Here is a 21,265-nt window from a genome sequence, read left to right as displayed (position 1 = left end):
CCACGAACCGCCCGAACCGGGCGGATCAGACTGTAGGAGACGTACCGTGCGTATCAACACCGTGACCAGGAAGCTCGCCGCGGCGGTGGCCGGCAGTGTCGTGCTCGTCGGCCTGGCGGCCGGCCCCGCGCTCGCCGCGACCGGGGGCCAGGACGATTCCGGGGTGCAGCCGGTCGGCCCGCCGGCGCCGAACGACCTCTCGTTCGACTACCGGCTCTACAACGACACTCCGTACACGTGGACCATTCAGCCGTCCGGCACCCAGTCGCAGCACTTGTACAGCAATTCCGGATGGACGAAGGTCGACTGGCGGGGGACGGGGCCGGCCGAGACGATGAAGCCGGGCGACGTCATGCACCTGCGCAAGGAGTCGAAGTCGCCGTACGCCGCCGACGGCGACGACGACTGGGTCAGTTACACGTTCACCGATGCCGACGGCGGCCAGCACCTGGTGCGGATCCACGCCGACGTCAACGACAACGTGACCAGCTTCAGCATGGACAAGGCCGACACCGACACCGGCTGGGCGAACTCCACGGCGGTGTTCCACATGGCCGTGCAGCCCGGCGCGGAGAAGAACTCGGTGGGCGCGTTCCTCAACGAACCCGCCGAGATCACCGTCGACGCGAGCACCAGCCCCGACGGGGCCGCGGATGCGATGACTCACTTCACCGACGCCGACGCGACCCACAAGGCGTTCACACCGACCGCGGACCCGACGTGGACCGAGTCGAACCCGGCCCCCGGGTCGGCGACGCTCATCAACACCACGTCGAGCCCGGCCGAGCTGACCGCCATGACCGGCAGCACCAACACCGAAAGCACCTCCCTGTCGGAAAGCCTCGAATGGGACACCGAACTCGGTGTCCTGGGGCTGGCCAACGCCGGCATCAGCGCGTCGGTCGAGAGCGGCCAGGAGTGGAGCGTGTCGAACAGCGTCGACAACGGCGACACGATGACCGTCCCCGCGTGTCAGCAAGGTCACTTCGTCAAGACCACTGAGGTGGAGAACGTCACGGGCGACTTCGACTTCACCGTCTACAACGGCGAGCTGACCTACCACATCAAGAACGTCACGGTCTCGATGCCGGGGATCAGCAAGCCGGGCCAGTCCATACCGATGCCGGGCACCGCGTTCCGTCCGGTCCTCAGCGCGGTCGGCACGGGGCAGGCACCGGTCGATCCGGCCGCGTGCGAGTAGCTCTGTCCATCGATCGGCCGACGGACACGTCGTACGCCCCATCGGCCGTCCGGCCGACGGCCGGTCGGGCCGCGCCCCGACACACTCGTAACACCTCGACAACAACCCCATCGCAGCGTCCACCAGGACACCACACCTCGAAGGAAACACCATGAAAATCACCAAGACCCGAGTCATCACCGGAACCCTGCTCGCCACCGTGCTGGTCGGGTCGACCGCCATCGGCACGGCGGCCTACGCGGCGGACGGGAACACGGTCACCATCGACGCCGCCGCCCAACCCACGGCCGCCGGCACGGCGATGGCGCTCTTCCCGAACGCCACGGACAAGGCGTTCAAACCGACCAGCAATCCCGCCTACTCCGAGACCGGCTGGGAGGATGCCAGCTCGACCATCCTGGAGAACCCCCCGGACAGCACGGAACCGGTCACCCAGGACATCAAGGTGACCCACCAGGCGGGGGCGAGCTTCTCGATCGGTGGATCGGTCGGAGCCGAGACGACCTTGAGCGCCCTCGGTTTTGCCAATGCCAAGGTCAGCATCAAGTTCAGCGCCGAGCACCGGTGGGCCACCGAAACCTCCGACTCGGAGCGGATCACGGTGACGGCCCGGCCCGGCACCGCCGTCTGGGTCGCCGCGGCACACCGGCAGGCGACGTTCACCGGTGACTACACGTTCACCGCGAACGGCACGACCTACCACGTCGACAACGTCACCATCACCGAGCCCGCTCCCGCCCCGGGCGGCGACTCCACGACCGGCGTCACCTACCTGGCCGTGCAGCAGAAGTACGGAGCGGTCAACCCAGGCACCAACGCGACCATGCCCAAGGGTCAGGTGCCGATCACCTCGAACCCGCGCGTCAAGATGCTGACGGCTCAGCTTCCGCCACTCAAGGTCACCCACTGAGCCGAGCTCCACGGCTCGCCCGGGCACCCACAGCCCGCACTGGCCGAAACGGGGCAGCGGGTAAGTTGGCGTGTGGAGGCGTCAGGGTTCCTGGTGGGCCCCCCGGTCTTCAAAACCGGTGAGGCCGAGCATCTCGGTCTGGCGGGTTCGATTCCCGTCCGTCTCCGCCAGAACGAATGCCGTGCCGCCCGGAGGTGCCGATGTCGTCGCAGGACCCGCGCAGCCGCATCCCACGCACGGACACGCTGCTCGCGTCACCGGCGGCGCTCGAGGCGACGGAGCGGCTCGGCGCGGCCACGGTGCGGCGTCTCGTGACGGCGGCACAGGACCGGGCACGCAGGGGGGAGATCGAGCCGGAGCAGGTAGCTGCAGTGCTCGCCGGGTCGCTGCAGCGCAGCCCGACCCGACTGCACCCGGTGCTCAACGCGACCGGGGTCGTCATACACACCAACCTGGGGCGGGCACCGCTGTCGCGAGCCGCGATCGACGCGATCTGCACCGCCGCGGAGTATGTCGATGTCGAACTGGACCTCACCACGGGCACCCGGTCGAAGCGCGGGGTCGCCGCACGTGCCGCGCTGCTCGCCCGGTGCCCGGCCGCCGAAGAGGCGCTGGTCGTCAACAACGGTGCTGCTGCGCTCGTGCTTGCGACGACGACCCTTGCACAAGGTCGTGAAATCATTGTCAGCAGAGGCGAACTCATCGAGATCGGCGCCGGCTTCCGGCTGCCCGACCTGATCGCGTCGACCGGAGCGCGGCTGCGGGAGGTCGGCACCACCAACCGCACGCACCTGGTCGACTACGCAGACGCGACAGGCCCGGAGACCGGTTGCATCCTGAAGGTGCACCCGAGCAACTTCCGGCTCGGCGGCTTCACCGCTGCGGCTTCCGTCAGCGAGCTGCGTGCGCTCGCGGCAGAGCACGACGTGCCCCTTGTCGTCGATCTCGGCAGCGGGTTGCTCGCACCGGACCCGATGATCCCCGACGAACCGGACGCGTCCACGACGATCAGCGATGGCGCCGATGTCATCACCGCGAGCGGTGACAAGCTGCTCGGCGGCCCACAGGCCGGAATCGTTCTGGGCCGCAAGGAAATTGTGGATCGTATGGCGAAACACCCCCTCGCCCGCGCAGTCCGCGCCGACAAGCTTGCGCTGGCAGCGCTCGAGGCGACGCTGTCCGGGCCCGACACCCCGACGAGCGTTGCGCTGCACGCCGACCCGGTGCGGCTCCGGGAACGTGCCGAGAAGCTCGCCGCCACGGTCGGGGGAGAGGTCGTCCCGCACGACGGGCGGGTCGGCGGCGGTGGTGCACCGGGTGTTCCGTTGCCCGGCTGGGCCGTCGCGCTGCCCGAAAGTGCAGCAGCCGCACTGCGACTCGGGGATCCAGCGGTGCTGCCGCGCAGCCACGGCGGGCGTTGCCTGGTGGACCTGCGGTGTGTCCCCGAGTCCGAGGACGAGCGGCTGGCCGCCGCGGTGCGGGCCGCTCTGGGCGGCTGAGATGTATGTCGTCGCGACCGCCGGGCACGTCGACCACGGCAAGAGCACCCTGGTGCGCGCGATCACGGGGATCGAGCCCGACCGGTGGGACGAGGAGAAGCGGCGCGGCCTGACGATCGATCTCGGATTCGCCTGGACCACCACGCCGTCCGGCAACGAGGTCTCCTTCGTCGATGTCCCGGGTCACGAACGCTTCCTCGGGAACATGCTCGCCGGCATCGGCCCCGCACCCGTCGTCTGTTTCGTGGTCGCGGCCGACGAGGGTTGGCGGCAGCAGTCCGACGACCATCGCGACGCCGTCCGGGCGTTGGGGATCGAGCACGGTGTGGTCGTCATCAGCCGGATCGATCTCGCGCCGGATCGGGTCCCGGAGGTCGTGACCCAGATCCGCCGGGAGTTGTCGGATACCGGGTTGCGTGACGCGCCGATCGTGCCTGTGTCCGCGGTCACCGGCGAGGGGCTGGATCAGCTGCTCGCGACGCTGGACCGTGTTCTTGTCACCGTCCCGAAACCGCCTGCTGACAGCCGCATTCGGTTCTGGATCGATCGTGCGTTCACGATCAAGGGTGCCGGCACGGTCGTGACCGGCACCCTGTCCGCCGGCACCGTCCGCCCCGACGACCGGTTGGTGCTCGCCGGCTCGCACGGAGCGCAAGAGGTGACCGTCCGGGGAGTGCAGGAGCACGGGGCAGTGGTCCCGAGCGCCGGTCCGGCGAATCGGGTCGCGCTCAACCTACGGTCACCCGGCGCCGACCAGATCCACCGTGGCGATGTGTTGCTCACCCGGGGCGACTGGCAACTGGCCGACGTCGTCGACGTGCGGCGAACCAGCGGGGTCCCGTGCCACGACGCAGCCGGTGAGGTGATCGTGCACATCGGGACCGCGGCGGTGCGTGCACACTTGCGGCCGTTCGACGAGGACACGGCTCGACTCACCCTGGTGCGGGCGCTCCCACTCACCATCGGTGACCGGATGATCCTGCGGAACAACGGATCTCAGCGCATCGCGGGTGGTGTGCAGGTGCTCGACGTCGACCCGCCCGCGCTGCGGCGACGCGGTGACGGGCGCCGGCGGGCGGCCGCCCTGGCGGCCGATGATCCCGCCGGACCCATCCGGGCCGAGGTCGCTCGCCGTGGGGCCATGCGGGTGGCCGACCTGCGGCGACTGGGAGTCATCGTCCCGGACCACCCGGTCGACGGTCTGCGCACGGACGCCGACTGGTGGATCGACGAGCGTCGCCTGCACGAGTGGGCGGCGGGCCTCCGCGCCGCAGTCGAGGACGACCGGGCGCGGAACCCGTTGTCATCCGGGCTGTCCCACAAGGCGGCGGCCGATGCCATCGCGCTCCCGGACGTCGTGCTGCTCGGCGTCGTCGTTCGAGAGGCGGAGCTCGCGGTGCACGGCCCGTCGGTGACGACGTCGCAGGCGTCGGAGGATCTCGGGCCGGCCGAGGCCGCCGTGTCCGAGGTCGAACGCCGGCTGCAGGAGGCCCCGTTCGCGGCCCCCGAAGCCGACGAACTCACCGAGCTCGGCCTCGGGCGCCGAGAGCTGGCCGCCGCCGAACGCACGGGCCGGCTGCTCCGGCTGGCCGATGGTGTCGTGCTGCTGCCCACCGCGCCCGCGCAGGCCATGCGCGAACTGGTCAAACTGCCACGGGTGTTCACCACCAGCGAGGCGAGAGGTGCGCTTCGCACGACGCGCCGGGTCGCCATACCTCTCCTGGAGCACCTGGACGCGCGCGGCTGGACCAGACGCATCGACGCCGGACATCGCACCGTGGTGCGAGCCGGCGTCGACGGGTGAGCAGTGGACCTCAGGTCTCGCTGAGTGCGAGGTCCTCCACCACCGCGATCGGCTGCTTGCGGCGTCGTCCGGAGATGGTCAGGGCGATCGCACCGCCGGCGAGTGCCGCGACGGCGCCCACCAGGAAGCACAGCCGGAATGCGTCCTGGGAGGGGATCGCTGCGGTGCCCGGCGCCAGCGTGATGGTCCGGCTGGTCAGCAGGCTGGCCATGACCGCGCCCGCGATCGTCGTGCCGACCGACCGCATCACCGTGTTGATGCCGACGCCGGAGCCGGACTCGGACGGCGGGACGTTCTCCAGGATGAGGGTCGGCATGGCGGCATACCCGATGCCGACGCCGGCCATGCTGATGCAGCTGGCGACCAGCAGCTGCCACGGTGCGCTCATCATGAACAGCGCCACCAGGTAGCCGAGGCCGAGGACGCCGGCGCCGATCACCAGGGTGATGCGGGCGCCGACCGTGGTCATCAGCTTGCTCGAGACCGGTGCGAGGAACATCATCATCAGTCCGCCCGGGGCCATCCACAGGCCGGCCTCGAGGATGCTCTGGCCGAGGCCGTAGCCGGTCGCCTTCGGCATCTCGAGCAGCTGCGGGACGACGATCGACTGGGCCATCATCCCGAATCCGATGAGCAGCGCGGCCAGGTTGGTCAGCAGGACCGGTCGTCGTGCGGTGGTGCGCAGATCGACGAGCGGGTCGTCCTGGCGCAGCTCGTAGACACCGAACAGCAGCAGGACCACGACGCCGCCGACGACGCACAGGAGCGTGTTCGCGGAGGCCCAGCCCCAGTCGTTGCCCTTGGAGATGCCGACGAGGGTCGCGATCAGTCCGATCGCCAGGCTGATCGCCCCGACCACGTCGATGGACGCCGGGTGCCCGTCGGCGACGTTCGGGACGAACAGTGCGCTGGTCGCGACCATGACCACGGCGAGTGCGGCGGACACCCAGAAGAGCGTGTGCCAGTTGTAGTCCTGCGCGAGCCAGGCCGCGAGCGGCAGGCCGATGGCACCGCCGACCCCCATGGTCGCGCTGAGGGTGGCGATCGCGGTGGAGGCCATCTGCGGCGGCACCACCTCGCGAACCATGCTGATGGCGACGGGGATGAATCCCATGGCGATGCCCTGCAGGAAGCGTCCGCCGATCATCGGCCACACGCTGGTGGACAGGGCGCACAGCACCGACCCGGCGACCAGGATGACCGAGGAGCCGACCAGCACTCGTTGCTTGCCGACGATGTCGCCGAGGCGTCCCGAGACCGGCATCGCGACACCGCCGCCGAGTAGCGTGGCGGTGACGATCCAGGAGGTGTCGCTCGCCGAGGCGTGCAGGAGCTGGGGGAGTTCGATCTGGATCGGTAGCACCAGGGTCTGCATCAAGGCTGCGGACAGTGCGCCGAAGCAGAGGACGGCGATGATCAGCTGCGGCCTGACCTTCGTCCGTGCCGGCGGTGTTTCGGATGTCGTGGTCGTCATGGGTCCTCTTCGTTGTGGTTATATGTATGGTGCATGCATATGACCACATCTGTCAAAATGACCCCCATGACCGCCGACGACTCCGCCCAGCCGGCCAGCGACTGGCCGACCGACCTGGTCGCGATGGCCGAGCGGCAGGACCTGGCGCCCGTCCAGCGCGTGGCGGCGATCCTGCACTCGTTCGACGTCGATCGCCGGGTGGTCGAGAGCGCGACCAGCCTCAGTGCTGCCGACCTGCGCCTGCTGTGGCTGCTGTCCGACGGCCGGCCCCGCACCCAGCGGGAGATCTCCACCGAGCTGAACCTCGAGCAGTCGACCGTCAACCGGCAGGTCAACGCGGCACTGCGCGCCGGGCACCTCGAACGGCTGGACGCCGGCTCGGGCGCGGCGCAGCTGACGGCCACCACGGACGGCACGCGGCGCTACGAGGAGGACGTCGAAGCCCTGATGGGCGTCATGGGTGCCGCCCTCGCCGCCCTCGGATCCGAACAGGAACGTTTCCTGGTCATGCTGGCGACGTTCGTCGAGGCCTATCGCGACGCTGCGGGCGGCCGGCGGCGCTGAGTCGGTCCGCCGGCGGGCGCCATACCGACGATTGGACCAAAATACTAGGACGTCCTACTATTAGCGGATCCCTCATCCTAGGTAGTGGAGATCCGATGTCCGAGGCACCCGCGCTGCACGTCCCCGAGAACCCCGTGCGCATCGTCAGCGCTTCCAGTCTGTTCGACGGCCACGACGCGTCGATCAACATCATGCGGCGCATCATGCAGAGCCAGGGTGCGGAGGTGATCCACCTCGGCCACAACCGCAGCGTGCAGGAGGTCGTCGACGCGGCGATCGAGGAGGACGCCCAGGGCATCGCGGTCAGCTCCTACCAGGGCGGGCACGTTGAATACTTCGAATACCTCGTGCAGCTGCTGCGGGACGCCGGTGCGGACCACATCCGCGTGGTCGGCGGTGGTGGCGGCGTCATCGTGCCGGAGGAGATCGCCCGGCTGCGCAACTCCGGGGTGACCATCTTCAGCCCCGAGGACGGGCAGCGGCTCGGCTTGGTCGGGATGATCAACCAGGTCATCAAGGACTGCGACTTCAATGTGTATGACGTCTCGCGGCCCGACGCGCACGCCGTGATCTCGGGTGATCGCGCGGCGGTCGCGCGCACGATCAGCGGCGCCGAGCAGGGAGCCATCGCCTCGGATCTGCTGGGGCAGCTGCGCACGGCGGCCGACGAGCGGCACACCCCGGTGCTCGGCATCACCGGCACCGGCGGTTCGGGCAAGTCCAGCCTCACCGACGAGTTGGTCCGGCGCTTCCGGATGGACCAGCAGGACAAGTTACGCATCGCGTGCGTGGCGATCGACCCGACGCGGCGGCGCGGCGGCGGTGCCCTGCTCGGTGACCGCATCCGGATGAATTCCCTTGACGGCGAACGCATCTTCTTCCGGTCGTTGGCCACTCGTGGTGGACGCGAAGTCCCCGAGGAACTGGCCGAGGTGCTCACCGTCCTGCGTGCCGCGGCCTACGACCTGATCATCGTGGAGACCCCCGGCATCGGCCAGGGCGACGCGGCGATCATCGACTTCGCGGACGTCAACCTCTATGTGATGACGCCCGAGTTCGGCGCGCAGAGCCAGCTGGAGAAGATCGACATGCTCGACTTCGCCGACGTGGTGGCGATCAACAAGTTCGAGCGGCGCGGCGCGATGGACGCGCTGCGCGACGTCGGCCGGCAGATGGTGCGCAACCGTGAGGCGTTCGGCAAGAAGCCCGAGGACATGCCGGTCTTCGGCACGTCCGCCGCGACCTTCAACGACGACGGGGTGACCGCGCTCTACCAGGAGCTGCGCTCCGAGCTGGGTGGCAAGGGACTGGAGCTGGCCGAGGGCACGCTGGAGCCGGTCAGCGTGCGTCACTCGTCGGTGCTGCGGCAGGTCGTGCCACCCCAGCGGGTGCGCTACCTGTCCGAGATCACCGAGACGGTGCGCGGCTACCACGCCGACACCGTGTCGTATGTCGACGCGGTGCGTCGCATCCAGCACCTCACGACGGCACGGGACGCGTTGGGGGACAAGGCTCCCGCCGAGCTGTCCGAGCTGATCGACGATGCCGGGCAGCACCTGCCGGCCTCGATCGGCCGCGTCCTGTCGGACTGGCCGAAGGTCGTGGCGTCATACAGCGGCGACGAGCAGGTCGTGAAGATCCGCGACAAGGAGATCCACACCGCGCTCACCAAGGAGTCGTTGTCCGGCAACAAGATTCGGCGGGTCGCACTGCCACGCTACCAGGACCACGGCGAGCTGCTGTCCTTCCTTCGGCGGGAGAACCTGCCCGGCTACTTCCCGTTCACGGCGGGTGTCTTCCCGTTCAAGCGGGACAACGAGGACCCGGCACGGATGTTCGCCGGCGAGGGCGACCCGTTCCGCACCAACCGGCGTTTCAAGCTGCTGTCGGAGGGACAGCCGGCGACCCGGCTGTCCACGGCGTTCGACTCGGTGACGCTCTACGGCCGTGACCCCGACCTGCGTCCCGACATCTACGGAAAGGTCGGCACCTCAGGCGTTTCCGTCGCCACGCTGGATGACATGAAGGCGCTGTACGACGGCTTCGACCTCACCTCCCCGTCGACGAGTGTGTCGATGACGATCAACGGTCCGGCGCCGACGATCCTGGCGTTCTTCCTCAACACGGTCATCGACCAGGAGCTCGCGAAGTTCGCCGAGGAGCAGGGCCGGGAGCCGAATGCCGACGAAGCGCAGGAGGTTCGGGCTCGCGCGCTCGCGACGGTGCGCGGCACCGTGCAGGCCGACATCCTCAAGGAGGACCAGGGACAGAACACCTGCCTGTTCTCCACCGAGTTCTCCCTGCGGATGATGGCAGACATCCAGGAATGGTTCATTGCCAACGCAGTTCGCAACTTCTACTCGGTGTCGATCAGCGGCTACCACATCGCCGAGGCGGGTGCGAACCCGATCAGTCAGCTCGCCTTCACGCTCGCCAACGGGTTCACCTACGTCGAGGCCTACCTCGCCCGCGGGATGGACATCGACGACTTCGCGCCCAACCTGTCGTTCTTCTTCTCCAACGGCATGGACCCGGAGTACTCCGTCATCGGCCGGGTCGCGCGCCGCATCTGGTCGGTCGCGATGCGGGACAAGTATGGCGCGGGCGAGCGCAGCCAGAAGCTGAAGTACCACGTGCAGACCTCCGGTCGGTCGCTGCACGCCCAGGAGATGCAGTTCAACGACATCCGGACCACGCTGCAGGCACTGATCGCGATCTACGACAACGCGAATTCGTTGCACACCAACGCTTTCGACGAGGCCGTCACGACGCCGTCGGCCGACTCGGTGCGGCGGGCGCTCGCCATACAGCTGATCATCAACCGCGAGTGGGGTCTGGCGGTGAACGAGAACCCGCTGCAGGGATCGTTCATCATCGACGAATTGACCGACCTGGTCGAGGAGGCCGTGCTCACCGAGTTCGACCGGATCTCGGAGCGCGGTGGCGTGCTGGGTGCGATGGAGACCGGCTATCAGCGCGGCCGGATCCAGGACGAGTCGATGCTCTACGAGCACCGCAAACACGACGGGTCGCTGCCGATCGTCGGCGTCAACACCTTCCGCAATCCGCACGAGGGTGAAGAAGCGAAAACCGTTGAATTGGCGCGTGCTTCGGAGACGGAGAAGGAGTCGCAGCTGTCGCGGGTGCACGCGTTCCAGCAGGAGCACAGCCAGGAGGCGCAGGAGGCGTTGGCCCGGTTGCGCGATGCCGCGACCAAGGGAGAGAACGTCTTCGCGGTGCTGATGGACGCCGCGCGGGTGTGTTCGCTCGGCCAGATCACCGACGCGTTCTTCGAGGTGGGCGGCCAGTACCGCCGCAACGTCTGACGCTCCACCCACCGACACGCCGAGGTGCCTCATGCCGAGAGGCCCACAAACGATCGAGAGGCTCAGTCGGACAGGCCCGAAACGCCCGAAAACGCGCGATACAAGTGGGCCTGTCGGTCGTAGGTGAGCCTTTCGGTCAGTGGGCAGGGAGGGCTTGGTCCAGGTCGGCGCGCAGGTCCTCGACGTCCTCCAGGCCGATCGACACCCGGACCACGTCGGCGCCCGGTCGTGCGTCGGCGGGGACGGGGCGGTGGGTCAGCGACGCGGGGTGGGAGATCAGCGACGTGACACCGCCGAGCGAGACGGCGTGCTCGAAGAGGCGGACGTTGCTCACGAGACGCGCTGCCGCGTCATACCCACCGGCGAGGCGGAGTGCGAACATCGCTCCCGGACCACGCATCTGGCGGCCGATGAGGCCAACTGGGTCGCACTCGGGCAGCCCCGGGTAGAAGACCTCCGCGATCGCGGGGTGGTCGGTCGCCCAGCTGACCAGCTTGTCCGCGGAGTCCTGGCCGGCGCGTACTCGCAGCGGCAGTGTGGCGAGGCCGCGGTGCAGCAGGTAGCCGGCGAACGGGTGCAGCAGGCCGCCGGTGATCGCCCGGACTCGCCGCAGTGCCTCCGCCCACGGGGTGCTCGTCGCGACCACGCCGGCGATCGCATCCCCATGTCCGCCAATGAATTTCGTCGCGCTGTGCAACACCAGCGAGGCTCCCAGTTGCGCAGGGGTCTGCAGCACCGGCGTCGCGAAGGTGTTGTCGACCACGACCGGTGCCGTGCCCGCCGCCGCGGTGATCGCCGCGATGTCGACCAGTTGCAGTGTCGGGTTGGCGGGCGTTTCCACAACGACCAGGCAGGTGTCGGGCCGAACCGCTGTCGCCACCTGGTCCGGGGTGCAATAGGTCGTCTCGACATCCAGCAGCGGGGAGCCGAGCAGGTGGTCGGTGCCGCCGTACAGCGGGCGGACGGCGACGACGTGTCGCCCACCGCGCTCGCCCTTGGCCGCCAGGACGACCGCTGTCATCGCCGCCATCCCGGAGGAGAACGCCACCGCCTCGTCGGTGCCCTCCAGTGCCGCAAGTCCCTCCTCGAAGCGCGCGACCGTCGGATTCCACAGTCGCGCATAGACATTGCCGCCGCCGGTCACGGGCCTCCCGCCGCCCGCCATCGTCTCGTAGGACAGCCCGCTCGCGTCCAGATCAGGAACCGGGTTGGTGGTCGACAGGTCGATCGGCGGGACGTGCACCCCCTGCTCGGCGAGGCCGTCCCGGCCGGCATGGGTGGCGATCGAGTCGAAGTGCAGCGCTGTCGTCATACCAGGAAGTTAGAAGAAACCCATCTTGTATGGCGCACACGGCGCAGATCCTGCAGCACAATGAGCAATACTCAGCAGATTCCGATGATCGGAGCGGCACGATGGCGGCGGCGACGCAGAATCCGCAACCCGGCGCAGGACTCGACGGCGTCGACCTGGCGATCCTCGCCGAGCTGTCCGGCAACGCACGCATCACCGGCGCGGCACTGGCCAAGCGCGTCGGTGTCGCCGAGTCGACCTGCGCGAAACGGATGCAGCTGCTGCGGGAGCGGCGGATCATCACCGGATTCACCACCCAGATGGACCTGGCCGCGCTGGGACACCCGATCCAGGCGGTGATCGCGGTGCGCCTGGCCAGCCACAACCGGGATCACGTGCTGCGCTTCCACGACACGCTCACCGCCATACCGGGCGTGCTCACGGTGTTCCACGTCGCCGGCGAGAACGACTATCTGCTGCACGTTGCCGTCACCAGCCCGGAGCAGCTGCGCGACATCGTGCTCGACCACATCAACGTGCACTCGGGTGTGCAGCACACCGAGACGCAACTCGTCTTCAGCGTCATGTCCGGCGCCGGCATCTTCCCCGGTCACCCCGAGAGGCGGTGATGCGCCTCGATCATCGACGGGCCGTACCACGTGATCAGCCGGCCGCTGACCAGCCGGGTCGGAGTGGTGAACGCCTCGGGCCCGTCGTCGGCGGTGAACACGTACGGCTCGTCCGGCAGGAGTATGACGTCCGCGCCGCTGCGGTCGATCTCGCCCGCTTCTGCCTTCGGATAACGCCCGTCGGCATCGCCATACACATTCTCGAAACCCAGGCGGCGCAACAGATCCCCGGTGAACGTGCGCGCCCCGACCACCATCCACGGGTCGCGCCAGATCGGCACGGCGACGCGAGCGCGTATCGGCGGCAGAGCGCCGGACCACAGCGCCCGCGCCACGTCCAGCCAGTCCGGCCGCGGCCAGCGCAGGACCTGGTCGAACAGTTCGTCATACGCCTCGAACGCCGCAGGCACCGTTTCGATGTCGCTGACCCACACGGTCACCCCGGACTCACGTAGCCGCCGGACGTCGAGCTCGCGGTTCTCCTCCTTGTTGGCGACGACCACATCGGGTTCGAGCGCGCGGATGACGTCGAGGTTCGGGTTCTTGGTCCCGCGGACACGCGTGACGGCCAGGCCGGCCGGATGCGTGCACCAGTCGGTCGCACCGACCAGCGCCTCAGGGCGGGTGGCGGCCAGGGCCTCGGTGATCGAGGGCACCAGTGACACGACGCGTCGAGCAGCCATCGGCACGATGATTCCACGACGACCCGCGCGTCCGGGCTCCCGGTGCCATGATGACGAACATGGACTCGACGGCAACCACGGCATACCGGGCGGCACGGGACTTCCTGCTGCAGCACCACGACGACTACGACGCGGCGGTCGAAGGTTTCCGCTGGCCCGACCTGGGCGACCAGTTCTGCTGGGCCGTCGACTGGTTCGACGCGGTCGCCGCCGGCAACGACCGCGAGGCGCTGGTCATCGTGGAGCAGGACGGGTCCCGGACCAGCCGCAGTTTCCAGGAGATGTCGCGCCACTCGGACCAGGTGGCGACCTGGCTCGCCGGCCTCGGTGTCGGCAAGGGCGATGCGGTGATCATCATGCTGAACAACCAGGTCGAGCTCTGGGAGCTCATGCTCGGGGTCATGAAGCTCGGCGCCGTGATCGTGCCGACCACCACAGCCGCCGGGCCCAAGGAGCTGACCGACCGCATCGGGCGCACGTCCGCCAGGGCGGTCGTCTGCAACGCCGTTGACGTCGACAAGCTCGACGGGGTCCCGGGCGACTACCTGCGTCTCAGCGTCGGGACCGCCGACGGCTGGCGGGATCTCACCGGCGCCTTCGACACCGACTGGCAGGCGATCGCGCACCCGGGCACCACGCCGCAGGACCGGTTGCTGCTCTACTTCACCTCCGGCACCACCTCGAAGCCGAAACTGGTGGAGCACACCCAGGTGTCCTACCCGGTCGGGCACCTGTCGACGATGTACTGGATCGGCCTCAAACCCGGCGACGTCCACCTCAACGTGTCGTCCCCGGGCTGGGCGAAGCACGCCTGGTCCAACTTCTTCGCACCGTGGATCGGTGAGGCGACGATCTTCCTCTACAACTACACGCGATTCGACGCCGCCGCGATGCTGGAGCAGCTGCGCACCGAAGGTGTCACCAGCTTCTGCGCCCCACCGACCGTATGGCGCATGCTCATCAACGCCGACCTCGGAACGAAACCGGAGGCGCTGCGCGAAGTAGTCGGCGCCGGGGAACCGCTGAATCCAGAGGTGATCCGGCAGATCGAGAGGTCCTGGGGGCTGACCATCCGGGACGGCTACGGCCAGACCGAGACCAGTGTGCAGATCGCGAACACTCCTGGATCGCAGGTGAAGCCGGGCTCGATGGGTCGCCCGCTCCCCGGGGTCCCCTCCGGGCTGGCCGACCCGGTGACCGGTGAGCTGTTGCCGCCCGACGCGGACGAGGGCGAGCTCTGCCTCGACCTGAGCCGGCACCCGGTGGGGCTGATGACCGGGTACCAGGCCGATCCCGAGCGCAACGCCGCGGTGATGGCGCACGGTGTCTACCACACCGGTGACGTCGCGTCCCGGGACGGCGACGGCTACTACACCTACATCGGCCGGACCGACGACGTCTTCAAGGCATCCGACTACAAGATCAGCCCGTTCGAGCTGGAATCGGTGCTGATCGAGCACCCTGCGGTCGCGGAGGCGGCGATCGTGCCGGCGCCCGACCCGGTGCGCCTGGCGGTGCCCAAGGCCTACATCGCCCTCGCGCCCGGTCACGAACCGACGAAGCAGACGGCGTTCGAGATCCTCAAGTACGCGCGCGAGCACCTCGCGCCCTACCAACGCGTGCGGCGGGTGGAGTTCTACGAGTTGCCCAAGACGATCTCGGGCAAGATCCGCCGGGTCGAGCTGCGCGGCAGGGAGGAGGAGGTGTCCGGTGACGAGCGCTCGGTGCCGGAGTGGCGCGACGACGACTTCCCGGAGCTGAAGGGCTGAGCGTCAGCGCAGCACCACGGTCCGCCGACCCTGGATGAAAACCCTTCCCTCGCAATGCCAACGGACGGCGTTGGACAGCGCCTTGCACTCGGTGTCGCGCCCGGCAGCCACCAGGTCGGCCGGCGTGTAGGAGTGGTCCACCTCCTGCACCTGCTGGGAGATGATCGGCCCCTCGTCGAGGTCTCCGGTGACGTAATGCGCCGTGGCTCCAACGGTTTTCACTCCACGCTCGTACGCCTGGTGGTAGGGCTTCGCGCCCTTGAAGCTGGGCAGGAACGAGTGGTGGATGTTGATCGCGCGGCCGCTGAGTGTCTTGGCCAGGTCGTCCGACAGGATCTGCATGTACCGGGCCAGCACCACCAGGTCGACGTCGAGCTCGTCCACCAGTTCCAGCAGCCGGCCCTCGGCGTCCGGTTTGGTGTCGCGGGTGACCGGGATGTGGTGGAAGGGCACCTGGTGCCAGCGCGCCAGATCCTCGTGGTCCGGGTGGTTGGAGACCACGGCGACGATGTCGATCGGCAGCTCGTCCACGTGTGCCCGGAAGAGCAGGTCGTTCAGGCAGTGTGCGAACTTCGAGACCATGATCAGCACCCGCTGCCGGTCCGCCGCCCGGCGCAACCGTGCGGTCAGTTCCCAGTCGACGCGTAACCCGTCGAGCGAGGCCTCCAGCTCCTCGAGCCCCGGATCGTCGTCATCCGGCACCACGAAATCCACCCGGCAGACGTAGCGGCCGGCCAGCTCGTCGTCGAACTGCTTGATCTCGCGGATGTTGGCCCGGTGGTCGACCAGGAACCCGGTCACCGCGTGCAGCAGTCCCGGGCGTTCGGCACCATCGACGGTCAACACGTAGCGGTGGGCACCGTTGCGTTCGCTCACGGCGAACCTCCTTGTCCTGTCAGCAGATCGAGCGCACTCAGCACTCGACCACGTTTACCGCGAGCCCGCCGCGGCTGGTCTCCTTGTATTTGCTCTTCATGTCCCGGCCGGTCTGCCGCATCGTGCGAATGGCCGCATCCAGCCCGACGCGATGGTCGCCGTCGCCCTGCAGGGCGAGCCGGGCGGCGTTGATCGCCTTGACCGACGCGATCGCGTTGCGCTCGATGCACGGCACCTGCACGAGGCCGCCGACCGGGTCGCAGGTCAGTCCGAGGTTGTGCTCGATGCCGATCTCGGCGGCGTTCTCCACCTGGACCGGTGTCCCGCCGAGCGCCGCACACAACCCACCCGCCGCCATCGAGCACGCGGAGCCCACCTCGCCCTGGCAGCCCACCTCGGCACCGGAGATCGAGGCTCCCTCCTTGAAGAGGATGCCGATCGCAGCCGCCGTCAGCAGGAAGGTCACGACCGCGTCGTCATCGGCACCGTCGACGAACCGGGTGAGGTAGTGCAGCACGGCGGGCACGATGCCCGCTGCCCCGTTCGTCGGCGCGGTCACGACCCGCCCTCCCGAGGCGTTCTCCTCGTTGACGGCGAGTGCGTACAGGTTCACCCACTCCATCGCCCACAACGGATCGCTCATCGTGCCGGTGCGCGCGCGTTCGGCGGCCTCGTGCTCACGCAGCTTCCGCCGCAGGTCAGGGGCACGCCGCCGCACCTGCAGTCGCCCGGGCAGGAACTTCTCCTCACGGGTGCAGCCGTTCTCGACGCATTCCTGCATGACGTCCCAGATCCGCAGCAGCTGCGCCCGCGTCTCCGGCTCGGGCCGGAACGCGGCCTCGTTGGCGAGCATCACCTCCGCGATGGAGCCGCCGGTGCGGGCGCACTGCGCGAGCAGCTCCTGCGCCGTGGCGAACGGGTGGGGGACCGTCACCTCGTTGGTGCCGAGCCGGTCGTCGTCGTCCTTGCCGACGACGAAACCCCCTCCCACCGAATATGATTCGGCCTCGGAGAGTATGACGCCGGCGGCGTCATACGCAGCGAAACGCATCCCGTTGGGGTGCCGGGGGAGCGGCTTGCGGTGGAACTCCACGTCGACGTCCGGGTCGAATCCGATGACGTGGTCTCCGCCCAGCCGCAGCCGCCGGGTGTCGCAGATGTCGTCGTACTGCGCGAACGCCGCCGCCACGTCGATCGTCTCCGGGTCGGCCCCGGTCAGGCCGAGCACGACCGCACGGTCGGTCCCGTGTCCGACTCCGGTGGCCGCCAGCGAGCCGAACAGCTGCACCGACACCCGGTGCACCCGCGGCAACGACGACCCGGCACGGAGTCGTCCGACGAAGGCGGCGGCCGCCCGCATCGGACCCACCGTGTGCGAGGACGAGGGCCCGATGCCGATCGAGAAGAGATCGAGAACGGACAGTGCCATCAGACGAACTCGCGCATGCCGTCCAGCAGCCAGCGTGCGGTGTGCACCGCGAAGGATGCCCGCGGCAGGATCCGCCAGTTGTCCGGCTCGACGCGCCACAGGATGACGTTCACCGTGCCGAGCACCGTGACCAGTGCCGACCCGGCCGGGAAGGACACGAGGTCGAGGTCGAGGCGGCAGGACTTGTCCAGCACCTCCTGGGCGCGTGGCCCGCGCAGCTCCAGCGTGGTCCGGTTGGCCGACAGCTCGACGACCTGACCCGGCAATCCGCCCAGCGCGGTGCTCAGTTCGGCCGTGAGCCGCGCCGGGTCCGGGCCACCCGCGGCCTCGTCGGGGGCGATGAGCAGGAACTCGTCCGGGCCCAGCCAGAGGACGTGGCGGTCTTCGGACAGCTCCGTGACGTCACCGACGCCGCCGGGAAGCGCTCCCGTCAAAGCCCATTCGAGGGCGACCGCCGACGGGCTGCCCGGCTCGGCCCGCAGCCCGATCTGGGCGAGGAACGGGATCTCCCGCAGGGAAACCTGCGTGCCGCTGCCGGCCACCAGCTCGGCCGACAGCCGCTGCAGTGGGCTCCGTCGGCGCTCCAGCACCGCATTACGCTCAACCATCGCGACGTGCTCCTTCCTTGTCATAGACGACTGCCTCGGCGATCTCCACCGGGAAGAACTTGCCCTCGAACGAGGCCATCACCTGCTCGCCGATCCGCGACCGGCCGTCACGGACCAGCGCGAGCGCGAACGTGCGGTCCAGCGCCTCGCTCCGGTAACTGGACGTGACGTGCCCGAGCATCGGAATGGGTTCTGCGGCAAAGCCGTTGATCGGTGCTGCCGGTGCGTCGGCGGGCGCGACGATCTGGCTGCCCTCGGGCAGTCGCAGCTCGCGGTCGGTCGGGAAGAGGCTGACAAGCTGCTTGCGGCCCTCCTCGACGTGACCGGCCCGCGCGTAGGAACGCATGCCGATGAAGTCCTTCTTCTTCTTGGCCACCACCCAGTCCATCCCGAGGTCCTGCGGCGTGACCGTGCCGTCGGTGTCCTGCCCGACGATCGGGTAGGCCTTCTCGGCGCGCAGCACGTGCATCGTCTCGGTGCCGTAGGGCGTGATGCCGAACTCCGCACCGGCCTCGGTGATGTCGTCCCAGACGGCCTCGCCGTACCAGCCGCTGACGTTGACCTCGAAGGCCAACTCGCCGGAGAAGGTGACCCGGGCGATGCGAGCCGGTATGCCGCTCGCCAGGACCGTGTCGCGGAAGGCCATGAACTCGAAGCCTTCCTTCGACACGTCCAGGTCCGGCGCGATCTTGTGTATGACGTCCCGCGATCGCGGCCCGGCGACGACGGTCGTGGACCACTGTTCGGTGACCGAGGTGAAGAAGACGTCCAGCTCCGGCCACTCGGTCTGGTGCCACTCCTCGAGCCATTCGAGGACGCCGGCGGCGCCGCCGGTGGTGGTCGTCATCAGGAAGCGGTCGTCTGCGAGCCGGAAGGAGACGCCGTCGTCGAAGACCATCCCGTCAGGCCGGCACATGACGCCGTACCGCTGCTTGCCGACCGGCAGCTTGGCGAAGGCGTTGGTGTAGATCCGGTTGAGGAAGGTCGGTGCGTCCTTGCCGCGGACCTCGATCTTGCCCAGCGTCGAGCCGTCCATGTAGGCGACATTCGTTCGTGCGGCACGGCATTCGCGGGCGACCGCGGCATCCAGGTCCTCCCCGTCCTGCGGGTAGAACCAGGGCCGTTTCCACTGACCGACGTCCTCGAACTCCGCTCCGCGCTCGACGTGCCGGGCCTGAGCGGGCGTCAGGCGGGCGGGGTCGTAGAGCTCGCCGCGGTGGCGCCCGGCGAGTGCCGCGAACGCGACCGGAGTGAACGGTGCACGGAACGTGGTGGTGCCGATGGTGCCGGGCGACGGCTTCGGCGCACCGGTGCTCTCGTCCTGGCCGGGCTGGCCGGCCGGCATCGCTGCCATATCGTGTTCGCCGAGCAGTTGGCTGAGCACGCCGATGGTCAGGACACCGCCGATCTTGCCCTGGTCCAGGCCGGTGCTGATGGAGGTGTAGCGCTTGACGTGCTCGACCGAGCGCATCCCGGCCCGCACCGCCCGCACGACACCCGCCGCGGTCTCATCGCGCTGCAGGTCGACGAAGTGCGTGTCGAATTCCCCGTCGGGGGAGGGGATCAGCCAGAGGGCATCGGTGTGGCCCGAGCCGACGGCGCGTTCGACGGCGGTGAGCGGCGCCGGCTCGCCCGCGCCCGCAGCGCGACCCTCGGCGACGACGCCGTCCGTCCAGTAGGTGCCCGTCACCGAGCCGGCGAGCGCCTGGTCACGGACGCCGCCGGAGGGCACGAAGCCGACCAGGGCGTCGTCCCAGTGCAGCGCACCCTGGCGCTGCGAGTGCAGGTTGACGTTGGCCGACCAACCGCCGGAGACCGCCAGCAGGTCGCACGGAAGCTGTTGCGCCTCCCCGAGCTTGTCGAGGTGGCCGAGCTTGTCGAGGTCTCCTGCGGCCGCGATCCGGACGCCGTCGAGCTGGTCGGTCCCGACCGCCTCGACGACCACACTGCCGTGGCGCACGTCGACCTCGGTGGGGTCCTCGACACCCGCCTCGGCGCGGCTGTCGACCAGGGTCACCGTTGCGCCCGCGGCGGCGAGATCCGCAGCGACGGGGTATGCCGAGTCGTTGGTCGTGAAGACGACGACCCGGTCCCCGGCGAGGACGCCGTAGCGGCCGAGGAAGTTCTGCGCGGCCGACGCCAGCATCACGCCGGGCAGGTCGTTGTTCGCGAAGACCAGCGCGCGCTCGAACGCGCCGGTAGCCAGCACGACGCGACCCGCGTTGACGTGCCAGACCCGCTGCCGGGAGACGCCGTCCGTGGCGGGCGCGCCGACGCGCTTCTCCAGGGCGATCAGGTAGTTGCTGTCGTAACTGCCGAACACGCTGGTGCGGGTGAGGATCCGGCAGTTCGACGCCGCCTCCAGTTGCTCACGGACATCATCGATCCAGGCGGCTGCGGGGATCCCCTCGACGACTTCGCCCGGCCGGCCGAGCAGGCTGCCACCGAGTGCGAAGTCGCTCTCGAAGAGCGTCACCCGGACCCCGGTCGCGACGGCCGCACGGGCCGCGGCGAGACCGGCCGGTCCGGCGCCGATGACGGCGACGTCCGTGTGGACGTGCATGTGGTCGTACTCGGCGGGGTCGACCGACTGGTCGAGCGTGCCGATGCCGTCCTCCCAGGTCAGCTGCAGTCCGTCGAGCAGCTCCGCGGTGGTGGCCGGGAGCATCGACTCGCCGTACCCGCCCTCGCTGCGGACGAACGCGTTGGGCTCCTCCACACCGCTGGTCAGCACGCCGCGCGACCGGCCCCGGTAGATCGAGTTGCCCACGCGGACAACGCCGTTCGCCAGTGCGGCGGAGGCAACCGTGTCACCTGCGAAGCCTTCGAGTGACTGGCCGTCGATCGTGAAGCGACGGCCGGCAGCGCGGTCGACGACGCCGCCGGAATCGAGACGGTGTGCGGTCATGACTGCGCTCCTTGCGTGGTGTTGGTGTCGGACGGTGCGGCGCCGACGTAGGTGGAGGTGATGTCGTAGGTGCGGGTGTCGCGCACCGCGTTGAACCACTTGCGGCAACCGGCGCTGTGCACCCAGCGTTCACGGAACGCGCCCTTCGGGTTGTCCCGGTAGAAGAGGTACTGGGCCCACTCCTCGTCGCTGAGGGTGTGCGGGTCCTCCGGGTAGGGCACATGGGCCTGTCCGCCGTAGGTGAACTCGCCCTCGGGGCGCACGCCGCAGTGCGGGCATTCGATCATCAACATG

General features: G+C 69.1%; 16 protein-coding genes and 1 tRNA gene. 9 read left to right on the top strand and 8 right to left on the bottom strand.

Annotated features, from left to right (window positions below):
- The first annotated feature begins 46 nt into the window (after positions 1-46).
- The 5 genes from FHU39_RS15850 to selB all read left to right on the top strand — a co-directional run bounded on the left by FHU39_RS15850 (position 47) and on the right by selB (position 5,414).
- Positions 47-1,201, top strand: a complete 1,155-nt coding sequence (locus FHU39_RS15850) for a hypothetical protein (protein WP_183321540.1) — start codon at positions 47-49, stop codon at positions 1,199-1,201.
- 151 nt (positions 1,202-1,352) lie between these two features.
- Complete coding sequence (locus tag FHU39_RS15845) at positions 1,353-2,111, top strand: hypothetical protein (RefSeq protein ID WP_183321539.1); 759 nt, start codon at positions 1,353-1,355, stop codon at positions 2,109-2,111.
- Positions 2,112-2,185: 74 nt separating this feature from the next.
- A tRNA-Sec gene (locus FHU39_RS15840) sits at positions 2,186-2,281 on the top strand.
- 30 nt (positions 2,282-2,311) lie between these two features.
- The gene (gene selA, locus FHU39_RS15835) at positions 2,312-3,610 is read left to right on the top strand and encodes an L-seryl-tRNA(Sec) selenium transferase (protein WP_183321538.1); all 1,299 of its coding nucleotides are present in this window, start codon (positions 2,312-2,314) and stop codon (positions 3,608-3,610) included.
- Position 3,611: 1 nt separating this feature from the next.
- A complete protein-coding gene (selB, locus tag FHU39_RS15830) occupies positions 3,612-5,414 on the top strand; it encodes a selenocysteine-specific translation elongation factor (RefSeq protein ID WP_183321537.1) in 1,803 nt (600 codons plus the stop codon).
- A gap of 10 nt (positions 5,415-5,424) precedes the next feature.
- Here the strand turns inward: selB and FHU39_RS15825 are convergent, their stop codons facing one another.
- Positions 5,425-6,888: an MFS transporter gene (locus tag FHU39_RS15825; protein WP_183321536.1), complete on the bottom strand. Its 1,464-nt coding sequence runs from the start codon at positions 6,886-6,888 to the stop codon at positions 5,425-5,427.
- 66 nt (positions 6,889-6,954) lie between these two features.
- Here FHU39_RS15825 and FHU39_RS15820 point away from each other — a divergent pair, with 66 nt between their 5' ends.
- Positions 6,955-7,452: a MarR family transcriptional regulator gene (locus tag FHU39_RS15820; RefSeq protein ID WP_221185557.1), complete on the top strand. Its 498-nt coding sequence runs from the start codon at positions 6,955-6,957 to the stop codon at positions 7,450-7,452.
- 95 nt (positions 7,453-7,547) lie between these two features.
- Positions 7,548-10,778 (top strand): fused isobutyryl-CoA mutase/GTPase IcmF, encoded by a 3,231-nt coding sequence (gene icmF / locus FHU39_RS15815; RefSeq protein WP_183321535.1) that lies wholly within the window; start codon positions 7,548-7,550, stop codon positions 10,776-10,778.
- 136 nt (positions 10,779-10,914) lie between these two features.
- Here the strand turns inward: icmF and FHU39_RS15810 are convergent, their stop codons facing one another.
- The gene (locus FHU39_RS15810) at positions 10,915-12,090 is read right to left on the bottom strand and encodes a trans-sulfuration enzyme family protein (protein ID WP_183321534.1); all 1,176 of its coding nucleotides are present in this window, start codon (positions 12,088-12,090) and stop codon (positions 10,915-10,917) included.
- 29 nt (positions 12,091-12,119) lie between these two features.
- On the opposite strand from FHU39_RS15810, the gene FHU39_RS15805 reads away from it, so the two are divergent.
- Positions 12,120-12,698 (top strand): Lrp/AsnC family transcriptional regulator, encoded by a 579-nt coding sequence (locus FHU39_RS15805; RefSeq protein ID WP_246336589.1) that lies wholly within the window; start codon positions 12,120-12,122, stop codon positions 12,696-12,698.
- Here the strand turns inward: FHU39_RS15805 and FHU39_RS15800 are convergent.
- Positions 12,680-13,381: a helical backbone metal receptor gene (locus tag FHU39_RS15800; protein ID WP_183321533.1), complete on the bottom strand. Its 702-nt coding sequence runs from the start codon at positions 13,379-13,381 to the stop codon at positions 12,680-12,682. The genes FHU39_RS15805 and FHU39_RS15800 overlap by 19 nt on opposite strands.
- A 50-nt stretch (positions 13,382-13,431) precedes the next feature.
- On the opposite strand from FHU39_RS15800, the gene FHU39_RS15795 reads away from it, so the two are divergent.
- Positions 13,432-15,150 carry an AMP-binding protein gene (locus tag FHU39_RS15795; protein ID WP_246336588.1) on the top strand — a complete coding sequence of 573 codons (1,719 nt, stop codon included), beginning with the start codon at positions 13,432-13,434 and terminating at the stop codon, positions 15,148-15,150.
- Between the two features lie 3 nt (positions 15,151-15,153).
- Here the strand turns inward: FHU39_RS15795 and purU are convergent, their stop codons facing one another.
- From purU to FHU39_RS15770, 5 genes are read right to left on the bottom strand one after another with little or no spacing between them, the layout of a single operon-like run.
- Complete coding sequence (purU, locus tag FHU39_RS15790) at positions 15,154-16,026, bottom strand: formyltetrahydrofolate deformylase (RefSeq protein ID WP_183321531.1); 873 nt, start codon at positions 16,024-16,026, stop codon at positions 15,154-15,156.
- Positions 16,027-16,063: 37 nt separating this feature from the next.
- Positions 16,064-17,455: an L-serine ammonia-lyase gene (locus FHU39_RS15785; protein ID WP_183321530.1), complete on the bottom strand. Its 1,392-nt coding sequence runs from the start codon at positions 17,453-17,455 to the stop codon at positions 16,064-16,066.
- Positions 17,455-18,063 (bottom strand): sarcosine oxidase subunit gamma, encoded by a 609-nt coding sequence (locus FHU39_RS15780; RefSeq protein WP_183321529.1) that lies wholly within the window; start codon positions 18,061-18,063, stop codon positions 17,455-17,457. The genes FHU39_RS15785 and FHU39_RS15780 overlap by 1 nt, the downstream gene beginning before the upstream one ends.
- On the bottom strand, positions 18,056-20,971 hold the full coding sequence (locus tag FHU39_RS15775) for a 2Fe-2S iron-sulfur cluster-binding protein (RefSeq protein ID WP_183321528.1): 2,916 nt from the start codon (positions 20,969-20,971) through the stop codon (positions 18,056-18,058). Before FHU39_RS15775 ends, FHU39_RS15780 begins: the two co-directional genes overlap by 8 nt.
- Positions 20,968-21,264: a sarcosine oxidase subunit delta gene (locus tag FHU39_RS15770; protein WP_183321527.1), complete on the bottom strand. Its 297-nt coding sequence runs from the start codon at positions 21,262-21,264 to the stop codon at positions 20,968-20,970. The genes FHU39_RS15775 and FHU39_RS15770 overlap by 4 nt, the downstream gene beginning before the upstream one ends.
- Position 21,265: the final 1 nt, after the last annotated feature.

The organism is Flexivirga oryzae, from assembly GCF_014190805.1.
Taxonomy (GTDB): Bacteria; Actinomycetota; Actinomycetes; order Actinomycetales; family Dermatophilaceae; genus Flexivirga; species Flexivirga oryzae.
This window is presented reverse-complemented; position numbering and strand designations above follow the sequence as displayed.